At 57.7% G+C, this 23,794-nt stretch carries 23 protein-coding genes and 1 other annotated feature; of the genes, 20 read left to right on the top strand and 3 right to left on the bottom strand.

What is annotated here, in order from left to right:
- Positions 1–338: 338 nt before the first annotated feature.
- The 19 genes from H5T64_12200 (at position 339) to H5T64_12110 (ending at position 19,913) form a co-directional block, all read left to right on the top strand.
- Positions 339–926 carry a hypothetical protein gene (locus H5T64_12200; GenBank protein ID MBC7265099.1) on the top strand — a complete coding sequence of 196 codons (588 nt, stop codon included), beginning with the start codon at positions 339–341 and terminating at the stop codon, positions 924–926.
- 125 nt (positions 927–1,051) lie between these two features.
- Complete coding sequence (locus tag H5T64_12195; GenBank protein ID MBC7265098.1) at positions 1,052–3,151, top strand: NAD(P)/FAD-dependent oxidoreductase; 2,100 nt, start codon at positions 1,052–1,054, stop codon at positions 3,149–3,151.
- A 106-nt stretch (positions 3,152–3,257) separates the two neighbouring features.
- The gene (locus H5T64_12190; GenBank protein ID MBC7265097.1) at positions 3,258–4,052 is read left to right on the top strand and encodes a hypothetical protein; all 795 of its coding nucleotides are present in this window, start codon (positions 3,258–3,260) and stop codon (positions 4,050–4,052) included.
- 460 nt (positions 4,053–4,512) lie between these two features.
- Positions 4,513–4,827 carry a hypothetical protein gene (locus tag H5T64_12185; protein ID MBC7265096.1) on the top strand — a complete coding sequence of 105 codons (315 nt, stop codon included), beginning with the start codon at positions 4,513–4,515 and terminating at the stop codon, positions 4,825–4,827.
- 250 nt (positions 4,828–5,077) lie between these two features.
- Positions 5,078–5,476: a hypothetical protein gene (locus H5T64_12180; GenBank protein ID MBC7265095.1), complete on the top strand. Its 399-nt coding sequence runs from the start codon at positions 5,078–5,080 to the stop codon at positions 5,474–5,476.
- A 160-nt stretch (positions 5,477–5,636) separates the two neighbouring features.
- The gene (locus H5T64_12175; protein MBC7265094.1) at positions 5,637–6,032 is read left to right on the top strand and encodes an antibiotic biosynthesis monooxygenase; all 396 of its coding nucleotides are present in this window, start codon (positions 5,637–5,639) and stop codon (positions 6,030–6,032) included.
- On the top strand, positions 6,025–6,897 hold the full coding sequence (locus tag H5T64_12170; GenBank protein MBC7265093.1) for a hypothetical protein: 873 nt from the start codon (positions 6,025–6,027) through the stop codon (positions 6,895–6,897). Before H5T64_12175 ends, H5T64_12170 begins: the two co-directional genes overlap by 8 nt.
- Before the next feature lie 142 nt (positions 6,898–7,039).
- Positions 7,040–7,825: a tryptophan-rich sensory protein gene (locus H5T64_12165; GenBank protein MBC7265092.1), complete on the top strand. Its 786-nt coding sequence runs from the start codon at positions 7,040–7,042 to the stop codon at positions 7,823–7,825.
- Positions 7,826–8,062: 237 nt separating this feature from the next.
- Positions 8,063–8,316 (top strand) — a binding site (T-box leader).
- Positions 8,317–8,345: 29 nt separating this feature from the next.
- Entirely contained in the window at positions 8,346–9,056 is a 711-nt protein-coding gene (locus tag H5T64_12160) for an alanyl-tRNA editing protein (protein ID MBC7265091.1), read from the top strand.
- 56 nt (positions 9,057–9,112) lie between these two features.
- Positions 9,113–12,340 (top strand): isoleucine--tRNA ligase, encoded by a 3,228-nt coding sequence (locus tag H5T64_12155; protein MBC7265090.1) that lies wholly within the window; start codon positions 9,113–9,115, stop codon positions 12,338–12,340.
- Positions 12,341–12,462: 122 nt separating this feature from the next.
- Complete coding sequence (locus H5T64_12150; GenBank protein ID MBC7265089.1) at positions 12,463–12,813, top strand: TraR/DksA C4-type zinc finger protein; 351 nt, start codon at positions 12,463–12,465, stop codon at positions 12,811–12,813.
- Positions 12,814–12,838: 25 nt separating this feature from the next.
- Positions 12,839–13,312 carry a signal peptidase II gene (gene lspA, locus H5T64_12145; protein ID MBC7265088.1) on the top strand — a complete coding sequence of 158 codons (474 nt, stop codon included), beginning with the start codon at positions 12,839–12,841 and terminating at the stop codon, positions 13,310–13,312.
- 73 nt (positions 13,313–13,385) lie between these two features.
- Positions 13,386–14,312 (top strand): RluA family pseudouridine synthase, encoded by a 927-nt coding sequence (locus H5T64_12140; protein ID MBC7265087.1) that lies wholly within the window; start codon positions 13,386–13,388, stop codon positions 14,310–14,312.
- Complete coding sequence (locus H5T64_12135; protein ID MBC7265086.1) at positions 14,312–15,433, top strand: XTP/dITP diphosphatase; 1,122 nt, start codon at positions 14,312–14,314, stop codon at positions 15,431–15,433. The genes H5T64_12140 and H5T64_12135 overlap by 1 nt, the downstream gene beginning before the upstream one ends.
- Complete coding sequence (gene murJ / locus H5T64_12130) at positions 15,430–17,079, top strand: murein biosynthesis integral membrane protein MurJ (protein MBC7265085.1); 1,650 nt, start codon at positions 15,430–15,432, stop codon at positions 17,077–17,079. Before H5T64_12135 ends, murJ begins: the two co-directional genes overlap by 4 nt.
- 91 nt (positions 17,080–17,170) lie before the next feature.
- Positions 17,171–18,256: a saccharopine dehydrogenase NADP-binding domain-containing protein gene (locus tag H5T64_12125; GenBank protein MBC7265084.1), complete on the top strand. Its 1,086-nt coding sequence runs from the start codon at positions 17,171–17,173 to the stop codon at positions 18,254–18,256.
- A gap of 2 nt (positions 18,257–18,258) precedes the next feature.
- Positions 18,259–19,194, top strand: coding sequence for a sortase (locus H5T64_12120; protein ID MBC7265083.1), 936 nt, complete (start codon positions 18,259–18,261; stop codon positions 19,192–19,194).
- Positions 19,195–19,217: 23 nt separating this feature from the next.
- Positions 19,218–19,469, top strand: coding sequence for a hypothetical protein (locus H5T64_12115; protein ID MBC7265082.1), 252 nt, complete (start codon positions 19,218–19,220; stop codon positions 19,467–19,469).
- Positions 19,470–19,490: 21 nt separating this feature from the next.
- Positions 19,491–19,913 carry an OsmC family protein gene (locus H5T64_12110; GenBank protein MBC7265081.1) on the top strand — a complete coding sequence of 141 codons (423 nt, stop codon included), beginning with the start codon at positions 19,491–19,493 and terminating at the stop codon, positions 19,911–19,913.
- 156 nt (positions 19,914–20,069) lie between these two features.
- Here the strand turns inward: H5T64_12110 and H5T64_12105 are convergent, their stop codons facing one another.
- The gene (locus H5T64_12105; protein ID MBC7265080.1) at positions 20,070–20,726 is read right to left on the bottom strand and encodes a zinc ribbon domain-containing protein; all 657 of its coding nucleotides are present in this window, start codon (positions 20,724–20,726) and stop codon (positions 20,070–20,072) included.
- A gap of 317 nt (positions 20,727–21,043) precedes the next feature.
- Here H5T64_12105 and H5T64_12100 point away from each other — a divergent pair, with 317 nt between their 5' ends.
- Entirely contained in the window at positions 21,044–21,319 is a 276-nt protein-coding gene (locus H5T64_12100; protein MBC7265079.1) for a hypothetical protein, read from the top strand.
- 63 nt (positions 21,320–21,382) lie between these two features.
- Here the strand turns inward: H5T64_12100 and H5T64_12095 are convergent, their stop codons facing one another.
- Positions 21,383–22,069, bottom strand: a complete 687-nt coding sequence (locus H5T64_12095) for a TIGR00266 family protein (GenBank protein ID MBC7265078.1) — start codon at positions 22,067–22,069, stop codon at positions 21,383–21,385.
- 178 nt (positions 22,070–22,247) lie between these two features.
- Entirely contained in the window at positions 22,248–23,648 is a 1,401-nt protein-coding gene (locus H5T64_12090) for a pyridoxal-phosphate dependent enzyme (GenBank protein ID MBC7265077.1), read from the bottom strand.
- Positions 23,649–23,794: the final 146 nt, after the last annotated feature.

The raw sequence follows: 23,794 nt of genomic DNA, 5'->3' as shown, positions 1-23,794 counted from the left end.
CAGCGTCCATATCGCTCCGGTTCTAAAGTGTTCAGATCCACTCCGGCCAATTCTAATACTTTCTGTACGTATTGAGAATATCCATACCCCAGAAACTGTATAGTATGTCCTGGACACCGTGCATTGACAACTTGACAAGAGTACGGGCTTACTTTACAATGTAAACACCATTTTGCGGCTTTTGATGCGGTTAAGCCACGACGGTTTAACTACGGCTTTCGGATAGTTAAGCCGTCGCGCTCCAAATGTCATTTAAGCCGTTTCGGTTGAAAATATAGTTGGGCGGCTCGGCGTGCAAGCGAGTAACCCGTGCGCCCACACGACAAAGGAGGACAGCCATGTATCCGAATATTGCTTGTTCGGTCTCTGGATGCACCGATCCCGTGATTGGCCAGTGCCCAGGATACAAGGGAAGTTGCGGTAGATACTACTGTGCTACCCATTCGGCTGAAAAACTGTGCGCCGATTGCGCCAGACAGAAGCTGGAAGACGAGATAGCACAAAGAACGTACGAGGATTACCTTCAAACAGCAGAGCGATTGCGACGTGATCTGCGTTGGGTGGGTCTGCCCATAGTTCTCGGGGCTCTGTTGGTCTTTGGGTTGCTTGGCCTTGGTGTCGGTCAATCAGACGTTGGAGTGGCTGTGGCAATTTTCTATGGCGGCGTTATTGTTGCATCAATATTGGTTCTGATGCAGCAACGCAAGCAAGAAGAAGTAAGACTGCAGGAGATTCGCGAAACGAAACCAGCATTTCCTGAGTTTTACAGAGCGTGGAAGAAGGAAAAGAATAAAGAGGCGCTCATGACAGGTCTTGCGATAGCAGGAGTTATAGTAGCGGGAACAATCGCGGCGGCAGCAGAAAGCAGCAGCAGGGAACGGCGAGTAAGTGAGATAGAAGAAGGGGTAAGACGAGCTATGAGGTAGTCGAAAACTTGTCCAACGCCGCCCAACACGCGGTTGGAGCTGACACGCTTTGCTCGGTCGCTGCGCTCCCTCGCTCCGCGTGCGGCTCAACCGCAAACCGTTATACGCCACTGTAAGGAGCGTCTATGAGTAGGAAGGTTTCCTCCACAGTCTGGCTCTTCATTGCCTTTGTCCCCTGGATTATCTATTGGTCACTTTCCGGGCCAGGGCTGGTTGTACCTGGCGTCATCGCGGCCCTTACCGGCGCACTTGTCCTTAATATCTACCGGCTGCGCAGCGGCAACCCCAAATTGATGGATGCGGTCACGCTCGCCTTCTTTGGGCTGCACTTTGTCTCCACGGTTATCCTGCACAGCAACCTGTTCCTCGCCTATGGCGGGGTGCTCGTCTATCTTGCCCTGGCCCTAATGGCCTGGGGATCGCTTGCTGCCCGCAGCCCCTTCACCTACCAGTATGCCCGTGACGATTGGCCCCGCGAATACTGGCAGCACCCCCTCTTCCGCCGCACTAACGAGATCATCACCCTAGTATGGGCAGTGATCTTCACCCTCGGCATTGCCTTCAACCTGGCAGCCCTGGCTTGGCCTGCTCACAAGATCGTTCTGGCCACGGTGCTCCCCAATCTCCTGCTCGCCCCAGGCATCGCTTTCTCTATCGTCTTTCCCAGGTGGTTTCCCAGGCGGACGCTGGCGCGGGAAATCGAGAGATGGGAACGGCCTTTCGGCTGGCACCCGCCGGCATTCCCAAAGGCATGGCCACGTGCCGACGATGAATTTGACGTCATCGTCATCGGTGCAGGCATGGGCGGGCTGACGGCAGCGGCTTTGCTTGCGCAGCGCGGTTTGAAAACGTTGGTGGCCGAACAGGCGCACTATATCGGCGGTTTTTGCGCCAACTTCCGCCGCCTGCACCGGAAATATGTCTTTGACATAGGTGTCCACGACATCAGCGGCCTAGGCCCGCGCGGCCCGGTGCGCTGGCTGTTGCACGAACTGGGCATCGAGTCCCGCCTGGAATTTGTGCGGATGTCCCAGGAATACATTTTCGATGATGTACGCCTGCGGGTTCCGCACGATGCAGACGAATTCGCGGCGGAACTGGCTGCCCTCTTCCCTGGCGAACGGGAGCGCATTGGCGAGTTCTTCACCGAGATGGGCCACATTTATCGGGAGTTATATGCAGGTGTGGAGAAGACAGGCTCGCCGCGTCCAACTGACCCTGATGAGATGCTGCGCTATCCGCTCACGCATCCGCACCTCTTTCGCTGGATGGAACGGCCTTACCTGGACATGCTCAATGTCTACTTTGGCGACGAGCGCCTCAAGGAACTACTGTGCGCACTGACCCCGTACCTGACCGACAAACCAGAGACGCTGACCGTAATGCAAATGGCCCCCATCTTCGGCTACTACTTCGACGGCGGTTTCTATCCGAAGGGCGGCTCGGGCCAATTGTCACAGGCGGTAGCGGAGACCATCCGGGCGCACGGCGGCACCATCCTTCTGGGCAAGAGGGTGACGAGGATTTTGGTGGAAGATGGCGCCGCCCGCGGGATTCAACTGGCGGATGGCGGCACATTTCATGCCCGCGTCATTCTCTCAAACGCCGATGCGCGGGTCACGTTCTGCGAACTGGTGGGGCTGGAGCATTTGCCGGGCAAGTTCGCTCGGCAAGTGCAGGCCCTCCAGCCCACAACTTCGGTCTTTGCTGTCTTCCTCGCCCTGGATTACGAGCCCCCGATTGCGCCGATCACCATGTATCGCGTGCCGAACGGACTGGGGCTGGGCTTTGCTCTGCCGTCCAAAGTGGACCCATCCCTTGCGCCGCCCGGTCACTATGTCCTGACGGTGATGACCTTGCTTCCTCAGCCAGAAGCCGCGGCCTGGAACCGCGCTGCCCCGGATTACAAAGCACACAAGGCGGCTTTTGCCGATGAGATCATTCGCCAGGCTGAGACACTGTTGCCCGGCCTGCGTGGTCATATCATCGCGCGGGATGCCGCAACGCCGGCGACGGTCACCCGTTATACCGGGCATCCTGATGGCGCAATCTACGGCTCGGCACTTGGTCATGAGCGCTTGCCGCTTCAAACACCGCTTCGCAATCTCTATCTTGTTGGCGCCAGCGCCTGGCCGGGCAGCGGGGTGGAGGCGGTGGTCATATCTGGTATCTCAGCGGCTAACACGGTTTGTCGCGAGCACCGGAGACCGAAAGGTGGCGTATAACCAGCGCTTGCAGCGGACGGCTTCGCCTGCGGCTCGCCACCGCTGAAGCGCAGGCCATTAGGCGCACCGGTACCAGTACCATACTATTTTGGTAAGGAGGAAAGCAATGAAAACGAGACTGTCCATCACTTTCGTGCCTGTCGTGACCCTGCTCTTGCCAGCCGGTGGAGTACATGCGCTGGCTCGGGGATCTCGATCTTTACCCCATACCATTGAGGAGGCAAGAACATTCGCCCAGCAGGCCCTAAACGTGGAACTGGTCGGCCAGATCGGGGGGGCCACCTATGCGGTGGCGGTGGTGGGCCGCTACGCCTACATCGGCGTAGGGCCTCACCTGGTCATCCTGGACGTGTCCGACCCAGCCTATCCCACTGTCGTCGGCCAGACCGGCGTCCTGCCCGGGGTTGTGCGCGACGTGGCGGTGGCGGGGGACTACGCCTACGTCGCCGACTGGGATGGCGGACTGCGCATCATCAACGTCGCCGACCCGGCTCACCCCACCGAGGCCGGTTTCTACGATACGCCGGGGCAGGCCTATGGTGTGGCGGTGGCGGGGGACTACGCCTACGTCGCCGATGGGTATGGCCTGCGCATCATCGACGTCGCCGACCCGGCTCACCCCACCGAGGCCGGTTTCTACGACACGCCGGGGGATGCCGAGGGCGTGGCGGTGGCGGGGGACTACGCCTACGTCGCCGACTGGGATGGCCTGCGCATCATCAACGTCGCCGACCCGGCTCACCCCACCGAGGCCGGTTTCTACGACACGCCGGGGGATGCCGAGGGCGTGGCGGTGGCGGGGGACTACGCCTACGTCGCCGATGGGGGCGGCGGGCTGGTCATCCTGCGCTTCGCCCCATATCACGTCTACCTGCCGCTGGTGTTGCGCAACCACCCGTAGCGGTACGGCATAGAGGGATGGGTAGCATCCTGCCCCGGCGCCCAACAGTGGCAAAGAGGATGTGCGCCTAACCACTCGCTCCAGCCGACTGCTCCCTCGGCTCGCTTCGCCGCCTCGGTCGCAGCGGCTGAACTCGGTGCAGTTTAGCCAGCGCATTTGCCAAAGGCAAAAGGTGGCTTGGATCATTATGCTAGGAGTGAGAAATGAAGCCGCAAGCATTCATCGTGTCTATTTTGGTCGTGACCCTAGCTTCTATTTTTGTTCTGACTGTAGCAGCGCAAGGGCCAGAACCGTCTGGGCCTCCAGGCCCTCCACCGACGCCCACTCCAACAGCACCACTTTCACCCACCCACGTGCCCTATAACCCTTTTGAGCGTTTGAAGACGCTTCCTGTGTACCCATACAACCAAGGCCGTCTGAGACCCCAGCCACCCTCTATGCCGGCACATTGGGCGGCGGCGTGTTCAAGAGCACGAACGGCGGTGCGAACTGGAGCGCGGCCAACACCGGCCTGACCAATCCCCGCGTTCGCGCCCTGGCGATAGACCCGGCGACGCCGGCCACCCTCTATGCCGGGACACGGGGCGGCGGCGTGTTCAAGAGCACGAACGGCGGTGCGAACTGGAGCGCGGCCAACACCGGCCTGACCAATCCCCGCGTTCGCGCCCTGGCGATAGACCCGGCGACGCCGGCCACCCTCTATGCTGGGACAGATGGCGGCGTGTTCAAGACGACGACGTATTCGGTTTACCTGCCCCTTATCCTGCGCAACTGATAAGGACTCGTGCCAAACGGCGTGCGAAGGGGCACATGCTGTGACGCAAGCGAACACTCAAGGCAAAAGAGGCGCGGGCTAACCCTGTGTGGAGCCGACGCCCACCCTTGCGCTTTCAACCATCGTGTCATGCCCGCGAAGATGTCGGTGATTCAAGCGCGTCATGCCAGCGAGAGCGGGTGGGTGCGGCTCACACCAACCGTTAGGCCGAACAGGCAGTATTGCCGGAATCAGGCAGAAAGGACTAAATATGATAGCCACTGACCTTAGACTACTTTGGTTGCGACGCGTCCTTTTCTTGAAAGTCCTCATCACCATTCTTGTATGGGGTTTGCCTGCCCTCCTCGGACCTTTGCCCCTTCTGGCCACCTTAAAAATTCCCATCCCTGCAGACCCAATCTACCTGAGGCTCTTCGGTGGGGCTGCTACGGCCTGGGGCGTCGCCTATTGGTTTGCATACAAAGACCCTGTCCGGAATGCGGCGATCGTGAAGGCGGGGCTTATTGACAATGCCTTGCCGACGCTTGCCATTGTCTACCTGGGGATCACAAGTGGGATCTCAAGTGCGTTTATCTGGATATCGGGTCTTCTCACCAGTCTATTCTTTGTCTCGTTCCTGTTGCTGATGCCACGCGAAGAAAACTATTAGGTAATATGGTCGCCCTGATCAACTACTCCGCCTAATGAGCGACTACACCGGAGCGCCAATAAGTCCGGCTCCGGCGAGCCACAGCATTCGGCAGTGAGTCGCAGGGCGTCCAGGGAACGATGGCTTAAGAAAAGCCGGTTCACAGAGGGTGTAGTTCACGATGGTCGAAATTATCTGGGAATTTGTCGTCAAGGAGGAGGCGCGAGGCCAGTTCGAATTGGCATACGGCCCAGGTGGCGCCTGGAGCGGGCTGTTCGGATGGTACACGGGCTTCCGCGGCATCACCCTGCTGCGCGACATGAAGAATCCGCGGCGGTATCTGGCGATCGAAGTCTGGGAGACAGAGGCGCAGCGGGAGCAAGCACTGGCCGAACGCCATGCCGAGTATGCTAACTTGGACGCCGCCTTTGCGGAGTGGTGCGAGTCCAGGACTGAGTTGGGTGTCTTCAGAGTGCTCGCCGAGGCGACGGTACATCCCCTCGGCAGGGCAAGGCGAACCAAAGTAGGAGAAGGCGGGCGCAGGAACCGCCCCGGGAGGAGCGGAAAAAGTGAGTAGAGATGCCTTCAGACAATTTATTCAATTCGCTATCAAAGTCGTCCTTGTGCACTGTCTGACCTATTTCATTTTTGGCTTGGTGATGTCAAACCTGTTGAACTACGAGGAACTGTTCCAACGCGAGATCATACGAGATTTTATGCTCCCATTCGGTTCACGGACGGTGCTGGGAGTTCTGCTTCAGCCGATCAGAGGCTTGCTATTTGCAGTCGCCTTATGGCCAATAAGAAGCGCTATCCTGGCGAAGAAACACGGGTGGGTCATTGTATGGTTACTATTTATTGTATTTGGCATTCTCTCTACCACAAGTGCCGCGCCGTGCTCCATAGAAGGAGTGCTATATACGAAGCTTCCCTTGTGGTATCACCTTATTGGTTTGCCTGAAATCACTCTACAAACTATGGCTTTCTCCTACCTGGTCGTTTGGTGGGATAATCGGCAATCTATGAGGACCGAAGAAGTACGGAAGGGGTTTTTCTCCGAGTTGTTCATGGCAGTTGTCGTGGGCTGCCTCGCCTATATCGGTTATGCGATCAGTTCGCTTGCGCTCTTCTTCCTTTCTGATACTGATATTGATTTCGGCACAGCGGCGGGCGATATCAAAAATCAGCTCATGTTTGTGGTGGCTTTCGTGTTTAATGTGGTGTATATCCTGTACATTTCACGAAAGTGGCTCGAGAACAGAGTTTCATTGTGGGTGATTTGGGGCCTTGCCTGGGCACTAGACAGCCTGGTGCTGTTCTTTTGTCAATGGATATTCTTTGGTTCATCGTCGCTGATTACAACAACACTCATTGGTTTGCTCCCTGCTTCGATTATTGCGTTGGGCATACGCCAGAATTACAAGAGGCCACGGGTATCGTGAATACGGTGCAGACGGCTTTTGTCTCCTCTACTCCGCATCCAGCTGACCGGACTGCACAGGGTGGCAACGGGCTACGCTCATTCGCACGACGATTCGTTCGGCCAATGCGCAAGAGCGCAATTGAAAAGAAGGGAAATACGCAATGAACAAGAACGTGCTCAGACAGACAGTGAGCGTACTCGCTGTGGTCGCGACCATTGTGGTCAATGGCTTGGCAAACGCACTCCCATTGAATGGACAGACCACCGGAGCGATCTCGGATCGCTTTGACGTTTACTTCGTACCAGCAGGTTACGTGTTTTCCATCTGGGGATGGATCTACCTGGGCTTGATCCTCTTCGGCCTTTACCAGGCACTGCCTAGACAACAGGAGAACCCGCGTTTGGTCCGAGTTGGTTACCTATTCGCTCTGAGTTGCACTGCCAATATCGTTTGGCTCTTCCTTTGGCATTATGAGCAGTTCCCATTAACCCTGGTGGCCATGACGGCGTTGCTGTTGTTGCTGATCGCAATTTACATGCGTCTGGGAATCGGACGTGCAGCGGTTCCCTCAACCGAAAAATGGCTCGTGGACGTGCCCTTCAGCATCTACCTGGGATGGATCACCGTGGCAACCATTGCCAATGCGACCGATGTGTTGAACTACTTGGGGTGGGATGGGTGGGGGATCAGTGCCCCGGTCTGGGCCGTGATTATGCTGCTGGCGGCAACTGTTATTGCGGCAGTGGTGAGTCTCACGAGGGGGGACGTCGCCTATATGTTGGTGATCGCCTGGGCTTTCGCTGGAATCGCCGTTAAGCAAGCGCACACGCCGATGGTGGCTGTAGCCGCTTGGATTGCCACAGCCTTGGTGCTGCTAATGCTTGTGCTGGGCGTCGTCCTCCATAGGCATCGCAAGCCGTGTTCTGGAGTAGCCGGGCTACCGTAGGGTGGTTGGGATATGGTACTGGTCGCCCGGCGGCTCACGCGCTGGTTGTCAGTCCAAGGTCACTTACATGCAGGCTGAGGCCATGGGGCGCCTGGCCTGCCAGCGTGCGCGAGAATAGGTGGTGAGAGGCCTGGCTCCTCCGGAGAACTTATCCCTCGAGGCTGTTAGCCCATCTCTTGGCGCAGAACTCGCGCATTTGACAGAACCGCCACTTTGTAGCATAATTTTCATCAAAGCCGAAAGGCAGTGATGGAAACGAGTAGGCGTGCGAGGTTCGCCCAGAGAGCCCGGGGCAGGTGGAAGCCGGGTGCAACGAGCGCGCCGAAAATCCTTCCGGAGCCGCCAACCGAAACGGCATCTGCCGGAGTAGACTTGGACGGGTTCGCCGGCCGTTACACCGGCGGGGGTATAAATATGTACCTCGATGGAGCGGGCGTGCACGCCAATTAGGGTGGTACCGCGGGGGTAATTCTTGGGCCCTCGTCCCTGTGGGACGGGGGCTCTTGTTTAGGAGGGTATCGTGACCGAACTCTTGTACCTGACGGATAGTTACTTGCGCCAGTTCTCGGCCTCCATCACCGTCGTGGGCGAGGGGCAGGTGGCGCTGGATGCTACAGCCTTCTACCCTGGCGGCGGAGGACAGCCGGCCGACACCGGCATTTTGCGCGCCGGGGATATAGAATACACTGTGGTGGGGCTGAAAAAAGAGGGTGACTTGGTATGGCATCGTTTAGAGGGTAGCGTACCGCCAGTGGGTACGTCCGTCGTCGGCCAGATTGACTGGGAGCGGCGCTACCGCCTGATGCGCACTCACACCGCGTTGCATATCCTTTGCGGCGTCATCTGGCGGGATTTCGGCGCTCTCGTCACCGGTGGCAACATGGAACCCCTGAAAGCGCGCATGGACTTCGAATTGGAGCATATGAGCGCTGACTTCGCCGATGATGTGGAGCGGCGCGTCAACTACGAGGTGGCCCAGGCCCGTCCAGTCTTAGTGCGAATACTGCCGCGGGAGGAGGCGTTCCAGATACCCGACCTCATCCGCACGAAGATCAACCTGCTGCCGGAGAACATCCGCCAGGTGCGGGTGGTGGAAATCGCGGGCCTCGACATGCAGGCTGATGGCGGGACACACGTCGCCAATACTCGCGAGGTGGGCACCATCCGCGTGGTCGGTCACGAGAGCAAGGGGCGCCTCAACAAGCGCCTGCGCATTGAGTTGGACGAGTAGAGGGGTTTCATCCTCGATCTTTCTGTGACATTGGGAGAAGCGAGCAGGAGGGCATCATGGTTTTCCAAGAGGTATCCACGAAACTGAACTTTCCTGAACTTGAAGAAAAGGTGCTGCGCTTCTGGCAGGAGCATCACACTTTCCGTAAGAGCATGGATGTGCGCGCCGGTGCACAGCCCTTCGTCTTCTACGAAGGCCCGCCGACGGCCAATGGTCTGCCAGGCATTCACCACGTGCTTGGGCGCGTATACAAAGACACCATCCCTCGCTACCAGACCATGAAGGGCCGCTATGTCCTGCGCAAGGGCGGCTGGGACACCCATGGCCTGCCGGTGGAGATCGAGGTGGAGAAGGAACTGGGCTTCAGCGGCAAACAGGCCATTGAGGAATACGGCGTCGCCGAGTTCAATGAACGCTGCCGGGCCAGCGTCTTCCGCTACACCAAAGAGTGGACCAAACTCAGCGATCGCATCGGCTTCTGGCTCGATATGGAGAACCCCTACGTTACCCTCAGCACCGACTACATCGAGTCCGTCTGGTGGATCCTGAAACAACTCTGGGACCGTGACCTGTTGTACCAGGGCTATAAGGTAGTGCCTTACTGCCCACGTTGCGGGACGCCGCTCTCCAGCCACGAGTTGGCCCTGGGCTATGAAACGACAGTGGACCCTTCCATCTACGTCAAATTCCCTTTGCGGGATGAGGCGAACACCTATTTCTTGGTGTGGACGACCACGCCCTGGACGCTGCCGGGTAACGTCGCTTTGGCGGTGCATCCTGACGAGACCTACGTCATGGTCGAGCAAGGCGGCGAGCGGCTCATTTTGGTCAAAGCCCTGCTGAACGAGGCTTTGCGCGGCGAATACACCATCCTCAAAGAGATGCCCGGCCGCGACCTCAAAGGTATCCACTACCGCCCACTATACACATTCCTGCCGGTAGAGGGCGATTACTGCTACGTTCTCCTGGGCGACTTTGTAACTACTGCGGAGGGCACCGGCATCGTTCATATCGCCCCTGCCTTCGGTGAGGACGACTTGAACGTGGGCCGAGAATATAACCTGCCCATCCTCCAGACGGTAGATCTCAAAGGCAACTTCATTGATGCTGTAACGCCCTGGCGTGGCCTGTTCGTGAAAGATGCAGACCCACTGATCATGGAGGACTTGAGAGGGCGTGGCCTGATGTATCACGTCGGACAATACGAGCACGTCTATCCCTTCTGCTGGCGCTGTGATACGCCGTTACTCTACTATGCCAAGACCACTTGGTACATTGAAACCACGCGTTACAAAGACCGCTTGCTGGCGAACAACCAACTCATTAACTGGATCCCATCCCACATCAAAGACGGACGCTTCGGTGACTGGCTGCAGAACAATGTGGACTGGGCATTAGGCCGCGAGCGTTACTGGGGCACGCCACTGCCAGTGTGGGTTTGTGATGGCTGCGGCGAGAAGACGTGCATCGGTAGCGTGGCTGAACTGCGCGAACGAGTGCGTGACCCGAAGGCGCATGTCGGCGCACTGACTGCCCTGCGCTCCGAGGAAGCCAGCCTCTCAGAATTGGATCTGCATCGCCCGTACATTGATCAGGTAACTTTCCCCTGCTCCAAATGCGCGGGGACGATGCGCCGCGTGCCCGAGGTGATTGACTGCTGGTTTGATTCGGGGGCTATGCCTGTTGCGCAGTGGCACTATCCTTTCGAGAATAAAGAACTCTTCCAGTCCCAATTTCCGGCGGACTTCATCTGCGAGGGAATTGACCAGACCCGCGGATGGTTCTACTCGCTCCATGCTATCGCCACGCTCCTCTTCGACCAGCCCGCCTATAAGACTTGCATCTCTTTCGGACTCGTCTTGGATGAGGAGGGGCAGAAGATGAGCAAGTCCAAGGGGAACGTCGTGGACCCGTGGGAGGTGATCAATGTCCACGGGGCCGACGCCACACGCTGGTACTTTTATACAGCGGCGCCCCCCGATTATCCGCGACGCTTCTCGGTGGATTTGGTAGGCGAGACCGTTCGCAAGTTCATGTTGACGCTCTGGAACACCTATGGCTTTTTCGTCACCTATGCCAATATCGATGGCTTTGATCCGCGCCAGGGCTGGGTGGACGTGAAGCAGCGTCCGGAAATTGACCGCTGGATACTTTCCGAGTTGAATGCCCTGGTGCGAGTTGTGGACGAGGGGATGTCGAACTTCGATATGACCGGCCCGGCCCGCGCCATCCAGGATTTCGTGGATGACCTAAGCAACTGGTATGTGCGCCGCTCCCGACGCCGCTTCTGGAAGAGTGGTTTGGCAGAAGATAAACGGTCTGCGCACCACACTTTGTACACTTGCCTAGTGACCCTGTGCAAACTACTTGCCCCCTTCACGCCGTTTACTGCTGAGGCAATGTACCAGAACCTGGTGCGCGCTGTGGACGCCAGTGCGCCTGAGAGTGTGCACCTTTGTGATTACCCACAGGCCGACGCTGCGTTGATTGACCCTAAGTTGATGGCCGACACGCGGCTGGTGATGCGCCTGGCCAGCCTGGGGCATGCCGCGCGCAACAAAGCTGGACTGAAGGTGCGCCAACCCCTGGCAGAAGTGGCGGTTGTGCTACGCTCGGCCGAAGAACAAGCCAGTGTGCAGCGCCTCCAGGAGCTCCTCTTAGACGAGTTGAACGTTAAATCCTTGCGCTTGGTGGAGGACAAGGGCGAACTGGTGACTTACACCGCCCGCGCCGTGGCCAGTCTGGTGGGCAAGAAATATGGGTCGCTATTCCCAAAGGTCCAGGGTGCACTCGCCAAGATGAATGCAGAGGAGGTGGCCAGATCAGTCTCTGAGGGACGAAGCGTAGAAGTCGAGGTCGAGGGACAATGGATCACCCTGAACCCAGGGGAAGTGGAGGTTCGCACCCATGAACGGGAGGGTTACGTCGTGGCTGAGGATGCCGGTTACCTGGTTGCCATTCGCACGGCCTTGACACCACAACTTATCTCCGAGGGACTGGCGCGTGAATTAGTGCGCCGAGTGCAGACGCTGCGCAAAGAGGCTGACTTTCGCATTGATGAGACCATCTCGACATACTACCAGACTGGCCCTCAATTAGGCGCTGTCTTGCATGAGTGGGCAGAATACTTCAAGGGCGAGACCCTGTCTGTCTTGCTCGAGGAGACCGTAGAAGCGCCAGATGAGCGCGCCTATACAGGTACTTTTGACGTGGATGGCGAGGCGATCACTTTTTGGCTCTTGCCCTCCGCGGATAGCGACTGGTGGACGCGGCACGGGAAGTGATATTTGCTTTTGTGGTCATGCTACGTTACAATATTGGCCACTTTTGATCCATAAAAGATCTTTCGGTTCGCTGCCGAATATCCTATCCCCTACCTAAGGAGAGGAGAAAGGAGGCCGATAGCATGCTATCGGCCAGGTTGCTGGAACGCAATCGAAAACGCCTGATCGAAGAACGAGCACGTTTGATCGAGGAACTTGCAGATACCGCGGCTCTGGAGCGCAGCGGGACGGGCCTGAGTAACCACATGGCTGATGAGGCCACAGAGGCTTTTGAGCAAGCCAAGGCCTTGGCTCTGCGCCAGAACTTAGAGCGCACCCTGCAGGCTATCGAGGCTGCGCTGAATAGGATGGATCGTGGCACTTATGGTATCTGTGAGAGTTGTGGGCAGCCCATAGACCCCGCTCGTCTCAAGGCAAAGCCCGACGCCGCCCTTTGTTTGGACTGTCGCCAACGCCTGGAGAAACGCCGTTAATAAGCCTTTGCACGAAAGACGGATCTTGCATAGACATAAATACATCTTCTACTTCGCTACGTTGTTCGTTTTCATTCTGGATCAAGGCACCAAATACCTGGTTTCGTCACACATGATCCCCGGACAGAGCTGGGACCCCATTCCTGCTCTGGGCTGGATTTTCAGTATCACCTACACCGCTAATACTGGCATGGCTTTTGGACTTTTCCCCGATGCCGGAACATTTTTGGTCCTGGTCGCCTTCGTAGTTATCGTTACTATTCTCCTCTACTATCGCCATTTGCCTCGAGGAAATTTATGGCTGCAGATCAGCCTGGGTATGCAATTGGGCGGTGCTTTAGGAAATCTGGCGGATAGGCTACGCTTAGGCCACGTCATTGATTTCATCGATTTTCACTTCTGGCCAGTCTCTAACATCGCAGATGGTTGCATGGTTTTTGGCGTATTACTTCTGGCTTATCATCTCCTGCGAGATGGGGCTTTGACGAATGACGGGTAATCCGTAGGAGGACATTTGTCGTGGTTCATCCCTCGTCTCTCGCTTATGCCCCGTCCGTTTGCTAAGGCGTTGAATGTCAGACAGTGGGGAGAGAATCGAAAAACTATTCGTAACGGAAGGTGGAGTGCGTCTGGACCGCTATCTGGCCAAGAAACTACCTGATCTCTCGCGCTCTTATCTCCAACGCCTGATCGAGGATGGCTTGGTAACCGTAGACGGGCGGGCTGTCCGGTCGAGCCACAGGGTGCGAGCAGGCGAGCACGTCCTGGTTCGTGTTCCACCGCCTGCTCCTTTAGAGGCACAGCCCGAGCCCATCCCCTTGGATATCATCTACGAAGATGCTGACCTAATTGTCGTGAACAAGCCCGCAGGGATGGTTGTCCACCCGGCACATGGACACGAGTCGGGTACGCTGGTCAATGCTATCCTGGCTCACTGTCCCGATCTGGCCGGAATTGGCGGCGCGCTTCGCCCTGGGATCGTCCACCGCTTGGACAAGGATACCTCGGGTTTGATGATCGTCGCTAAGAACGACGTTGCCCATCGGCATTTGCAGTCGCAATTCAAACGTCGCACCGTAGAAAAGGTCTATGTGGCACTGGTGGAAGGCCATTTAGAGCCGCCGCGTGGTTTGATTGATGCACCCTTAGGCCGCGATCCCAAGCACCGGCAACGCATGGCTGTGGTGTCCACTGGTGGGCGGGAGGCTCAGACGCGCTATCGAGTACTTCGTTATTATAACGGCTACACCTTGATAGAAGCCGAACCACTCACCGGACGCACTCATCAGATCCGTGTGCACTTCGCGGCCATCGGTCACCCCATTGCTGGCGATCCAATCTACGGGCGCAAGCGTGCCAAATTCAACCTACGGCGTCCATTCCTGCACGCCGCGCGTTTGGGCTTCTTGCGCCCGCGAGGAGGGGAGCGAGTTACTCTGAGCGCACCCCTGCCTCCAGAATTGCGGGCAGCGCTGGATGAATTAGGGCCTGAATCATAATGAAGTTGCTGATAGCCACCGGTAACCCCGGCAAAGTGAGAGAGTACGCTGCTCTCCTGGCCGGACTTAACCTCACGCTCGTGCTACCCTCGGACTTGGGCCTTCTGGAGAAGGTGGAAGAGTCCGGCCTGAGTTATGCCCAGAACGCGCTGCGCAAGGCTATGGCCTATGCCAGGGCCAGCGGCATGTGGACATTGGCAGATGATTCGGGTCTGGAAGTCGATGCTCTGAATGGCGCGCCCGGCGTGCATTCCGCACGGTATGCCGGCCCACAGGCCAGCGACCAGGACCGCTATCGGCTGCTCTTGCGCAATCTGAAAGGTGTGCCAGAGGAAAGGCGGACTGCTCGCTTCCGCTGTGCCATTGCTCTCGCCTCGCCCACTGGCGAAGCCCACGTCCGCGAAGGTACCTGCGAGGGGCGGATTGCCACTGAGCCTTCGGGCTCCGGCGGTTTTGGCTATGATCCAGTCTTCTACCTCCCTGAGGTGGGTTGCACTATGGCCGAGTTGCCGGCCGAGACCAAGAACCGCATCAGCCATCGCGCTCGGGCCGCCATGAAAATCCGAGAGGTGTTGACAAGACTCATCGAGCGCCAGGATTTTTCCGCCTCACCACGCCATCCCAAAATCCTCTCCCCAGACGAACTCGCCCGTCGGCGTCAGGATTGGCGCGCCGAGGGTCTGACTTTCGTGCTCACCAATGGGGTATTTGATCTGCTGCACGTTGGCCACGTACGCTACTTGCAGGCAGCGCGACGGCTTGGCGACGTGCTCGTCGTTGGACTGAATAGCGACGCCTCTGCACAGGCCATCAAGGGTCCTGGCCATCCCATCCAACCACAAGATGAACGGGCCGAGATACTGGCTGCCCTATCATGCGTGGACTACGTGGTCATCTTCGACCAGCCAACCGCAGAACAATTGGTCGAGTCGCTTCAGCCCGATGTCTACGTGAAGGGCGGCGATTACGCCGGCTGGGAAGAGCATGTGACAGGCAAGGGTTTGCCCGAGGGGCCCATTGTCAAAGCCTATGGAGGGCAGGTGAAGATTCTGCCCTATTTCCCAGGCCGCTCGACCAGTGACCTCATCCGCAGAATCCAGCAGGGCAAGGGTGAACTATGACCCCTGTTGACGCTCCATTTACTAGCGAGGCAGAAACAAGCCGTAGCATCGCAGCCTCAGCGACCATTGTGGGTTTAGGGAATATTACCAGCCGCGTGCTAGGGCAGTTGCGCGAGACGATCAACGCTCACCTGTTTGGGGCCAGTGGCTCCATGAGCGCCTTCCGCATCGCTGGCCAGATCCCGCGCAATATCTACGAACTCCTCGTGGGTGGCATGGTAACGGCTGCCCTAGTGCCCGTATTCAGCGAGTACGCAGCAGGCGAGGACAAAGACGAACTCTGGCACATCACCAGTGTCATGCTCAGCCTGGCTGTGGTGATATCCATTATCACTATCATCCTCCTGGAGATCATTGCGCCTCTGGTCGCCTGGCTCTTCGGTGGCGGGTTTGATGCCCCGTTGCAGGCGCTTACTACCACACTAATTCGCCTTATCCTGCCCTCGTTGCTCTTTTTTGTCCTCGCCGGCATCTTCACGGCTACGCTCTACGCGCAGAACCTTTTCACCTACCCGGCCCTGGCAGCCTCCGTTTTCAACATAGGGGGGATCGCCTGCGCTCTCCTCCTGGCCAGCCACATGGATGTTGCCAGCCTGAGTATCGGAGTGGTGTTGGGCGCATTCCTGATGGCGGGCGTGCAAGTACCCGGGTTGCGGGGCGCGAAATTGCACTTCTCGTTGGACATATCACACCCTGGCCTGCGCCGCATCATAAAACTTTACGCGCCGGTGTTGGTCAGTCTGGTCATCAGCCAGGTGCAGATCGCTTTTGATTATAACTGGTCATCACGAACGGTAGAGGAAGCCATTGCCTGGAAAGAATACGCCACGCGACTTATTCAGTTCCCGCTGGGCCTAGTGTCCACTGCCGTATCCATGGCCGTCTTGCCCACCCTCTCGCAAATTGATGCCGCCCATGACCTCGAACGCTTCAAAAGCACCTTGGGATTGGGCTTGCGGCTGGTCCTCTCGCTGATCATTCCCGCCACTACTGGCCTGTTCATCCTGGCCGTGCCGATCGTGGCGCTGCTTTACCAATACCGAGCATTCAGCCCCACCGATACCTTACAGACTGCCAACGCGCTCCGCTTTTACCTGATTGGGATGCCTTTCGCGGCAATTGACCTGCCCCTCATTTTTGCCTTCTACTCTCGCAAAAACACGATGGTCCCCGTAGTGGTCGGCATCCTGGCCATTGCCATCTATCTTGCAGTTGCACCCACGCTCTCCTTCCTGCTGGGCTGGAGCTGGATGGGGTTGGTACTGGCGAATTCCATCCAACTAGCCAGCCACGCACTACTTATGTTATGGTTCCTGCGCCGAAACGTGGGTTCGTTGGGTAACATGAGTCTGGTATCCACCACGTTGAAATCATCTTTGGCGAGTCTGGTGATGGCCTTGGTGACCTTGCTGGTCGCGCTCTGGGCGAACGGGGGGCGCGAGGTACTGTGGCTGGCCCATTCGTCATCTTCGACATCGGGGCTCGTCATTCACCCAGCGAGCCTGGCTGCCAAACTCACGGTCGTTGGCACGGCCGGCCTGGCGGGTCTCGTGACCTATGCGATCGCTGCCCTGGTGTTGGGTATAGAGGAGGTGCGGCTAGTCTTGAGCCTGGTGTGGCGCCGCGCGAAATCTCACCCCGCTTGACGCTCCTTAGCGGCGAGGATATAATGCAACCAGGCTATTGTCAATCAGCGCTTTATACACGTGCAGGAGAACTCACACAAGGGAGGCATAGATGAAAATCGTGGTCTTGGGTGGATACGGGGACATGGGCAAAGGCGTGGTGCAGGATCTGCTAGCCCATACCGATGCCCAGGTGACCATCGCTGACTATCGCATCGAGAGAGCCCAAAAATACGCTGACGAATTGGGCGAACGCGTGAATGCCGTCTTCGTTGACGCCAACGATGAGACTTCGCTCGTGGAAGTGTTGCGCGGCGCGGACGCTGCTGTTGGCTGCATTGGACCATTTTATCGCTTTGCTCCCAGGCTCGCCCGGGCGGCGGTGAAAGCAGGCGTGAACTATGTGGACATCTGCGATGACTATGGCCCTCTGGATGAAGTCCTCGCCATGCACGAGGATGCCAAGTCGGCTGGAGTTACTCTCATCACTGGCCTAGGGTGGACGCCGGGCATCACCAATCTGATGGCCCGCGACGGCGCGTTGCAATTGGACGAAGTGGATGAGATCAGAGTGGCCTGGGTTGGCAGTGCGCAGGATGCCGAAGGGCTGGCGGTCGTTAAACACGTCTTCTACGCTATCACTGGCGATGTGCCCACATATCAGAATGGTCAGTGGACCCGCGTCCGAGCGGGCACTGGCAGAGAAGTAGTGCGCTTCCCAGAACCCTTTGGCGACATCGAGGTATTTCACTGTGGCCACCCCGAGCCGATAACCATCCCCCGTTATTTCCAGGTCAAGACGGTCTCACTCAAAGGCGCGCTCACCCCGGCGTGGAACAACTGGCTCGGTGATGTATTTGTGAGATTAGGCCTAACGAACACACCCACCAAGATTGACCGCCTCTCCCGTCTGATCTGGTCACTGGAGGGCATTTTGGGCGCAGGTGGCATTGCCCTTTCGGCAGCACGGGTGGATGTGTTTGGTCGGGATCGAGGAATACCGCGCGTGCTCACCTACACTGCCGTTGACAAGATGCGCCGACTGACAGGCATCCCAGCGGCTATCGGCGCCTGGATGCTGGCCAAAGGAGAGATCCAGCGGAAAGGCGTCTTCGCCCCTGAGGGTTGTTTGGACTCGGCGGCTTTCTTCGAGGCCCTGGCCCAACGCGGCATCCAGATTACCAAGAGTAGCACATAGCCGTGGACGACAAGACCTCTGAAGAGATGTCAATTGACGAACTAGAGACCTTGTTGCGGATCAAGCGCAGCGCCGTACGTCTGCGCCGCATCGCCGAGGCATTAGAGGCACAGCACGTACCTGCTTCGCACTTGCCTTCGGAGGGCAGCCTTGTGGGTTCTCTTCCTAAATGGCGTTCAAGGACTGTGCGCTTGGAGTCCATCGAACTGCAGCCCTTAACACGAAAATCGCTCTACGAGATCGCCACAGCGGGCTTGCAGGAAGCGTTCAGTCCCCAGGGGCGGCGGCGCATCCGCGACAGTTTTCTGCTCCTCGTTGAGATCGCGGCGGTAATCGGGCTTATTGCCATCCTGGGTTATTCGCTGTCCAGCCTGAACAGGCTGAACCGGGAGGCAGCCCAGGCATTTGAGACCGTAACCTACCCGACACCGACCGAGGCTGCCTTTTTGCCTGGCTCTTTTCCGCCCACGCCAGCCGCGCTACCACCATTCTATCAGAGTCTGGTACGGCCGGTGACACCTGTTGTCCTGCCGACACCGGGACCCCAGTCTGCTACGCGTATCGTCATCTCTAAGATCAAGGTGGATGCCCCTGTGGTGGAGGGCGACGATTGGGAGGCATTGAAGAAGGGTGTGGGCCACCACCCCGGCTCGGCTAACCCGGGAGAGCGCGGCAATGTGGTACTTTCCGGCCACGTGGACGTGTTCGGTGCCGTTTTTCGTTACTTGGATCGCCTCGAGGTAGGCGATGAAGTCATTCTATACGCCGGGGAAAAAGCCTATCATTACCGCGTGGCCGGCAAACGCATCGTCGAACCCACAGAGGTGAGCGTGATGGATCCCACGCGGGAACCCACACTGACGCTGATCACTTGTTATCCCTATCGGGTGGACACGAAGCGAATCGTGGTGTTCGCCGAGTTGGTGCGAACGCCGTGAAGAATTGGCAGAGAGGATACAAAATGGCTAAGAAACGCAAGAAGGTCTCGAAGAAGATGCGCCGCGCGCAACTGGCGCAGCCAGTAACCGCAGCGCCAGATACAAAGAGGACCGAGGCAACTGCTGTCGTGCGGCTGACTCCCGCGCCGAAGGCCGCCACGGTGGCAGATCTGGGCGAGGAATACCGCTACGTATATGCGGATCTGCGCAGGATCGCCATCATCGCCGTGGCCATGTTCGCGCTGCTCGTTTTGCTCAATTTTGTCGTCAAATAGGCTGTTTCGGAGACAACGACAATGGCTGAGAAGAGTGGCGAAGTGGTCTGGATTGACAGACTACGCTTTCTGGGCCAGGCAGGTTCGGGGCACTCTATCGTGTTCGACGTGCCCTCAGCAGAATCGCCCGCTGGTATGAGCCCGATGGAGGCCGCGCTTCTGGCGATGGCCGGTTGCACGGCTGTGGACATTGTGGAGATCATGCGCAAAAAGCGCCAGAACCTCATCGGCCTGCGGGTGCGCATCTCGGGCCAGCAAGCACCCGAGCCACCCAATGTGTACACCGACATCGCAGTTGAGTACATTCTGACCGGGCGTAACCTGAGCGAGGCGGCAGTAAAACATGCCATAGAACTCTCGGAGACCAAGTACTGCTCGGTGGGGGCCATGCTCAGCAAGACGGCGCGGGTGCACTCCACCTACCGCATCATTGAAGCGGAGTGATCGCAGTGTCATGGCGGATCAAGTGCGGGCCGTCTCCAGGCGGTGAATACCAGTCGCTATCTGGAGACGGCTTCCACATCTCTGCGGACCCCACTCTGGAACCTCACCGAAACCAGTGCGCTGGCGATATCCGCCGCCACCACTTGGCTTAGAGGGTTACGAAGCCCTGACTTTCGCTCCGCATTCCGTGCAGAATTTTGCCCCCGGGCTCAGTTTCGCCCCGCACTGGGCGCAGTGCGCTTCAGCCCGGATTTCCGTGCCGCATTCTGGGCAGAACTTCACGTTGGCTGCCAGTGGGGCGTTGCAGTTCGGACAGGTTGCGCGCACACCCGCTCGCCAACTCTTCTCTTTCAGCATTTCCCTGTCCTCTTCGGCTACCCTCGAATGCGCCCAGATCTCCTCGACGGTCCGGCTGGCCTGCGCGGCAGCCATTTCTACTCCCAGGTCAGGCGCGCACTCTTTGCATAGGCCCTTGTTTGCGTTCCAGCAACTCTTGCGACACACCCATGCGGAGCAGCGCGGGCACTGGATGAATTCCGGCTTGATTTCCTCTGCAGCCTTGATGAAAGCCTCATCGTGGGCCTTTTCCCACGTTGCGGAACGCGCGTGTTCACCGAGATCGGCTGCTCGTCCCAATACCCCACCGAACAGGCTGCCCGCTGCGTCCAATACGCTGGAAACCGTCCCCAAGGTAGAAGGCTGAAAACGGGTGCGGTACCCCGTTCCGCAACGGTCGCAGAAGAATTCGAACTGAAATCCTTGGTTGGTGCTCAGGTCGGAGTAATTGCGAGTGAACTCAATCCTTTGACCCATCTTTTCTTCCTCCGGTTTTCAAGATTTCAAACACCCTCTTGCTAATATCCAGCATATGCTTGCACATAACGCTCGGCGATCTGACTGATTTTCTTCCTCACCGCAATCGGATGGCTCTAAAGCTCGCTTTTGTGCCACCTTTACCCGTTCTCAACCTGCTACGGAAATAGGTTTCTCAAACATACGGGCCAACCCAATGTTAGCGCCCAGGTGCCCGGAACCGGATACTCTCCTTAAGTGTGCTTCACTGTCTAACTACGACCGGCAGATGGACGAGATAAAGCCCGCTGGCATCGCTCTTCCACCAGGCGACTTGGTTGGCATCTCTTCCGACTGCTATCAGGTCGGCATCTCCATCGCCGTCCAGGTCGGCAGCGCGGTCCAGGTCGGCCGGATATGCCGAAGGCGAAGCGCTACTTCGCCCCTACGATATCCGCATCGTACAGGAATGGGGCCTCAAGGACGTGCGCCTGACTATGATCTATACCTACCTCCTGGCAGCGTGGCGGCATGGCCGACTGCAGTCCGCTGGGTTAGATAACGACTATCGCTCGCGCACGAGTGTACAAATTTACCTTGCCGCATCCCGCTAAGACTTCACCGGGACTTTCCGACCCCGTCATGCTCTCCGTGTGCTCGGCGGTTGAAAATCCTTCTTACTCCCGGCGGGGCAGGCGGCGTTGCACTTCGGGCATGAGCCAGGAGAGGAAGGCGTCCGTGCTGCGCGTCTGCATGAGCACCTTGCCAGGGCCAGTCAGGTCTACTACCAGGCCCTCGCCGCTGAACAGGGTGGACTTGAGCCCGCCCACAGCCCGCACCTGGAAGCCAATGTCTTGGTCGAAGGCCACCAGGTGGCCTGTGTCCACGGTGAACTTCTCGCCTGACCCCAGTGTGAATTCATGGATGGCACCGTAACTTGAAAGGATGAGTTGGCCATGCCCACTGCACTTGAGCAGGAACAGCCCCTCACTGGCGAAGAAGGTTTTGGCCCCACCGAACTTGGTGTCAATCTCTACCCCTTCCGCCGAAGCCACGTAGGAGCCAGACTGCACCAGTAGCGTGTCGCCCTTCAGTTCCAGGACGTACAGGTCGCCGGGCAGCGCCGGGGCCAGCATGAGTATGCCGCCCTGAGCCGGAGCGGTGTAGGTGTTCATGAAGAAACTCTCGCCGCCCAAGATGGAACGCTTGAGCGAACTTAACAGTCCGCCCGCCATGTCCGTTTGCAGGGTCACGCCGTCAGACATGCTAACCATTGAACCCGCTTCCACGCGGATTTTCTCATTGCCGGCCAGCCTGGCCACTGCCAGCGAATACGACGGCCGGTACTGGATTTCGACTTCCATTTTTCCCTCCCGTTCAGCGGTCTTAGCCGCTAACTTTGTTTTCAGGACATCTCCCAAACTCACCGCTGAGAGCGCCAAAATCCACAGAGATCCCCTGATGCCTCCGCGGTCTTGATAAATATTCTTAACAATATGAATGTCGGTTTTCCATTACTGCGTTTTGTCGTGAAACAATGACCTAGGAGGTCCTCCGTGCTTCCAGGATGAGCCGGTCCACCTCGGCCACGCGGGCCTGCTCTGCCTCCCAGAAGGCGGGATCCAGTTGGGCATTCAGTTCCTCCACTGTCTTGCCTTGCTGTTCCACCCAGGTGTAATACTTCAGGTTATGCCACCGCCGCCGTGCCTCTCGCGTCCCTTCGGCGATCCAATCCAACTTCTGGCCATGGAATATGCTTTCCAGGCGAATGGCTGCCTCGACCTCGTCCATTCGCCCGTACTTTTCTGTCAGTTGCGCCATGACTGAATAGTAGCGGTCAATGGCATCGGTGCAGATAGTCACCACCACATCGTCTTTTCCAAACCCGTACCACTTGACGGTCTTGATAGCACCCAGTACGTTACAAACCCCTGATATGCCGAAAATGGTCGCCAATACCCTCACTTTGCTTTCTGCGATGCCCAGTCGTTTGGTCATGGCCTGCCAACCCGCCTCTTCGACCAGTACCTGTAGCCCTTTCTTGCACTCGATGTCGTCAATGCACATGAGCGCGTCCATGTTCATCACGTTGTGAATCCAGGTGGCGTGTTTATCACCGATGCCCTGGATATCGTGCTCGCCATAGCCGTTCCAATAAAGCGTCGGGCATTGGATGGGTTCCAAGCCCACGATCTTGTGGTCGGGCCACTCTTGCTTTAGCCGGTCGCCAGCGGCGATTGTCCCGGCTGAGCCCATGGCGGAGACGAAGGCGGCCACTTTGCCCTTGCCGATGCCCTGTTTTTCGAGTTCGGCGGCTAGTTCGATGATGGTATTGCCCGTGACATAGTAATGGAATCGATAGTTGCCGAAGACCTCGAATTGATTGAGGACCCTCACCTTGGGATCGGAACGGCGCAGTTCCCAGCACTTGTCATAAATTTCTTTCACATTGCTCTCACAGCCTGGCGTTTTAATGACCCGAGCGCCGTAACGTTCGATCTGTTCGAAACGCTCCTGGCTCATGCCAGCGGGCAGGATGACGATCGAGTCGAAGGCCATGCGACAGCCAACCCAGGCTCCGCCGATGCCATAGTTGCCAGTGGATGGCCAGACCAGCGTATGGATGCGGGGGTCCACCTCGCCCGTAAGTTCCTTCTCTATGAGCACGGAGTAGGTAGCGCCAACCTTATGACTGCCGGTGGGGAAGTCTTTAGCATACAAGACGACAATGGGTGCATCCACGCCTGTTAGTTCGGAAGGGAGCACTTCGTAGTAGATATGGTCGTTGGCATCTCGCCAGGTGATGTTGAAGAGATTGATGGGGTCGAGAGGATCCACTTTGGCCATTTCGAGCGCTTTTCTGCGAATAGCCGGGTCAATCTTGTTGGGGTGTAGCATTTCCTCAAAAGTGGGCCCAGTAACCAGGTGTTTCTGTGCTGTCATATCACCTCTCCTACTGCGATGAGATTGCTGCTTAGTATGCACCGAATCGAGTCTGGCGTCAACTTGCGCATTACTCCTGGGTACTCTCCGCACTGAATGAGGCCCAGCAAGCATTGCTGGGCCTCCGGTTCTTATCCCAGACTTAG

The organism is Chloroflexota bacterium, assembly GCA_014360825.1.
Taxonomy (GTDB): domain Bacteria; phylum Chloroflexota; class Anaerolineae; order UBA2200; family JACIWT01; genus JACIWT01.
Note: the sequence above shows the minus strand (reverse complement) of the source record. Positions and strands in the feature narration are given on the sequence as shown.

Coding starts and splice junctions, on each gene's coding strand:
- H5T64_12135 (MBC7265086.1), top strand. CDS start 14,312: ATGAAGTTGCTGATAGCCACCGGTAACCCCGGCAAAGTGAGAGAGTAC.
- H5T64_12105 (MBC7265080.1), bottom strand. CDS start 20,726: ATGGGTCAAAGGATTGAGTTCACTCGCAATTACTCCGACCTGAGCACC.
- H5T64_12155 (MBC7265090.1), top strand. CDS start 9,113: ATGGTTTTCCAAGAGGTATCCACGAAACTGAACTTTCCTGAACTTGAA.
- H5T64_12190 (MBC7265097.1), top strand. CDS start 3,258: ATGAAAACGAGACTGTCCATCACTTTCGTGCCTGTCGTGACCCTGCTC.
- H5T64_12090 (MBC7265077.1), bottom strand. CDS start 23,648: ATGACAGCACAGAAACACCTGGTTACTGGGCCCACTTTTGAGGAAATG.
- H5T64_12115 (MBC7265082.1), top strand. CDS start 19,218: ATGGCTAAGAAACGCAAGAAGGTCTCGAAGAAGATGCGCCGCGCGCAA.
- murJ (MBC7265085.1), top strand. CDS start 15,430: ATGACCCCTGTTGACGCTCCATTTACTAGCGAGGCAGAAACAAGCCGT.
- H5T64_12125 (MBC7265084.1), top strand. CDS start 17,171: ATGAAAATCGTGGTCTTGGGTGGATACGGGGACATGGGCAAAGGCGTG.
- H5T64_12165 (MBC7265092.1), top strand. CDS start 7,040: ATGAACAAGAACGTGCTCAGACAGACAGTGAGCGTACTCGCTGTGGTC.
- H5T64_12140 (MBC7265087.1), top strand. CDS start 13,386: ATGTCAGACAGTGGGGAGAGAATCGAAAAACTATTCGTAACGGAAGGT.
- H5T64_12150 (MBC7265089.1), top strand. CDS start 12,463: ATGCTATCGGCCAGGTTGCTGGAACGCAATCGAAAACGCCTGATCGAA.
- H5T64_12195 (MBC7265098.1), top strand. CDS start 1,052: ATGAGTAGGAAGGTTTCCTCCACAGTCTGGCTCTTCATTGCCTTTGTC.
- H5T64_12180 (MBC7265095.1), top strand. CDS start 5,078: ATGATAGCCACTGACCTTAGACTACTTTGGTTGCGACGCGTCCTTTTC.
- H5T64_12095 (MBC7265078.1), bottom strand. CDS start 22,069: ATGGAAGTCGAAATCCAGTACCGGCCGTCGTATTCGCTGGCAGTGGCC.
- H5T64_12200 (MBC7265099.1), top strand. CDS start 339: ATGTATCCGAATATTGCTTGTTCGGTCTCTGGATGCACCGATCCCGTG.
- H5T64_12175 (MBC7265094.1), top strand. CDS start 5,637: ATGGTCGAAATTATCTGGGAATTTGTCGTCAAGGAGGAGGCGCGAGGC.
- H5T64_12110 (MBC7265081.1), top strand. CDS start 19,491: ATGGCTGAGAAGAGTGGCGAAGTGGTCTGGATTGACAGACTACGCTTT.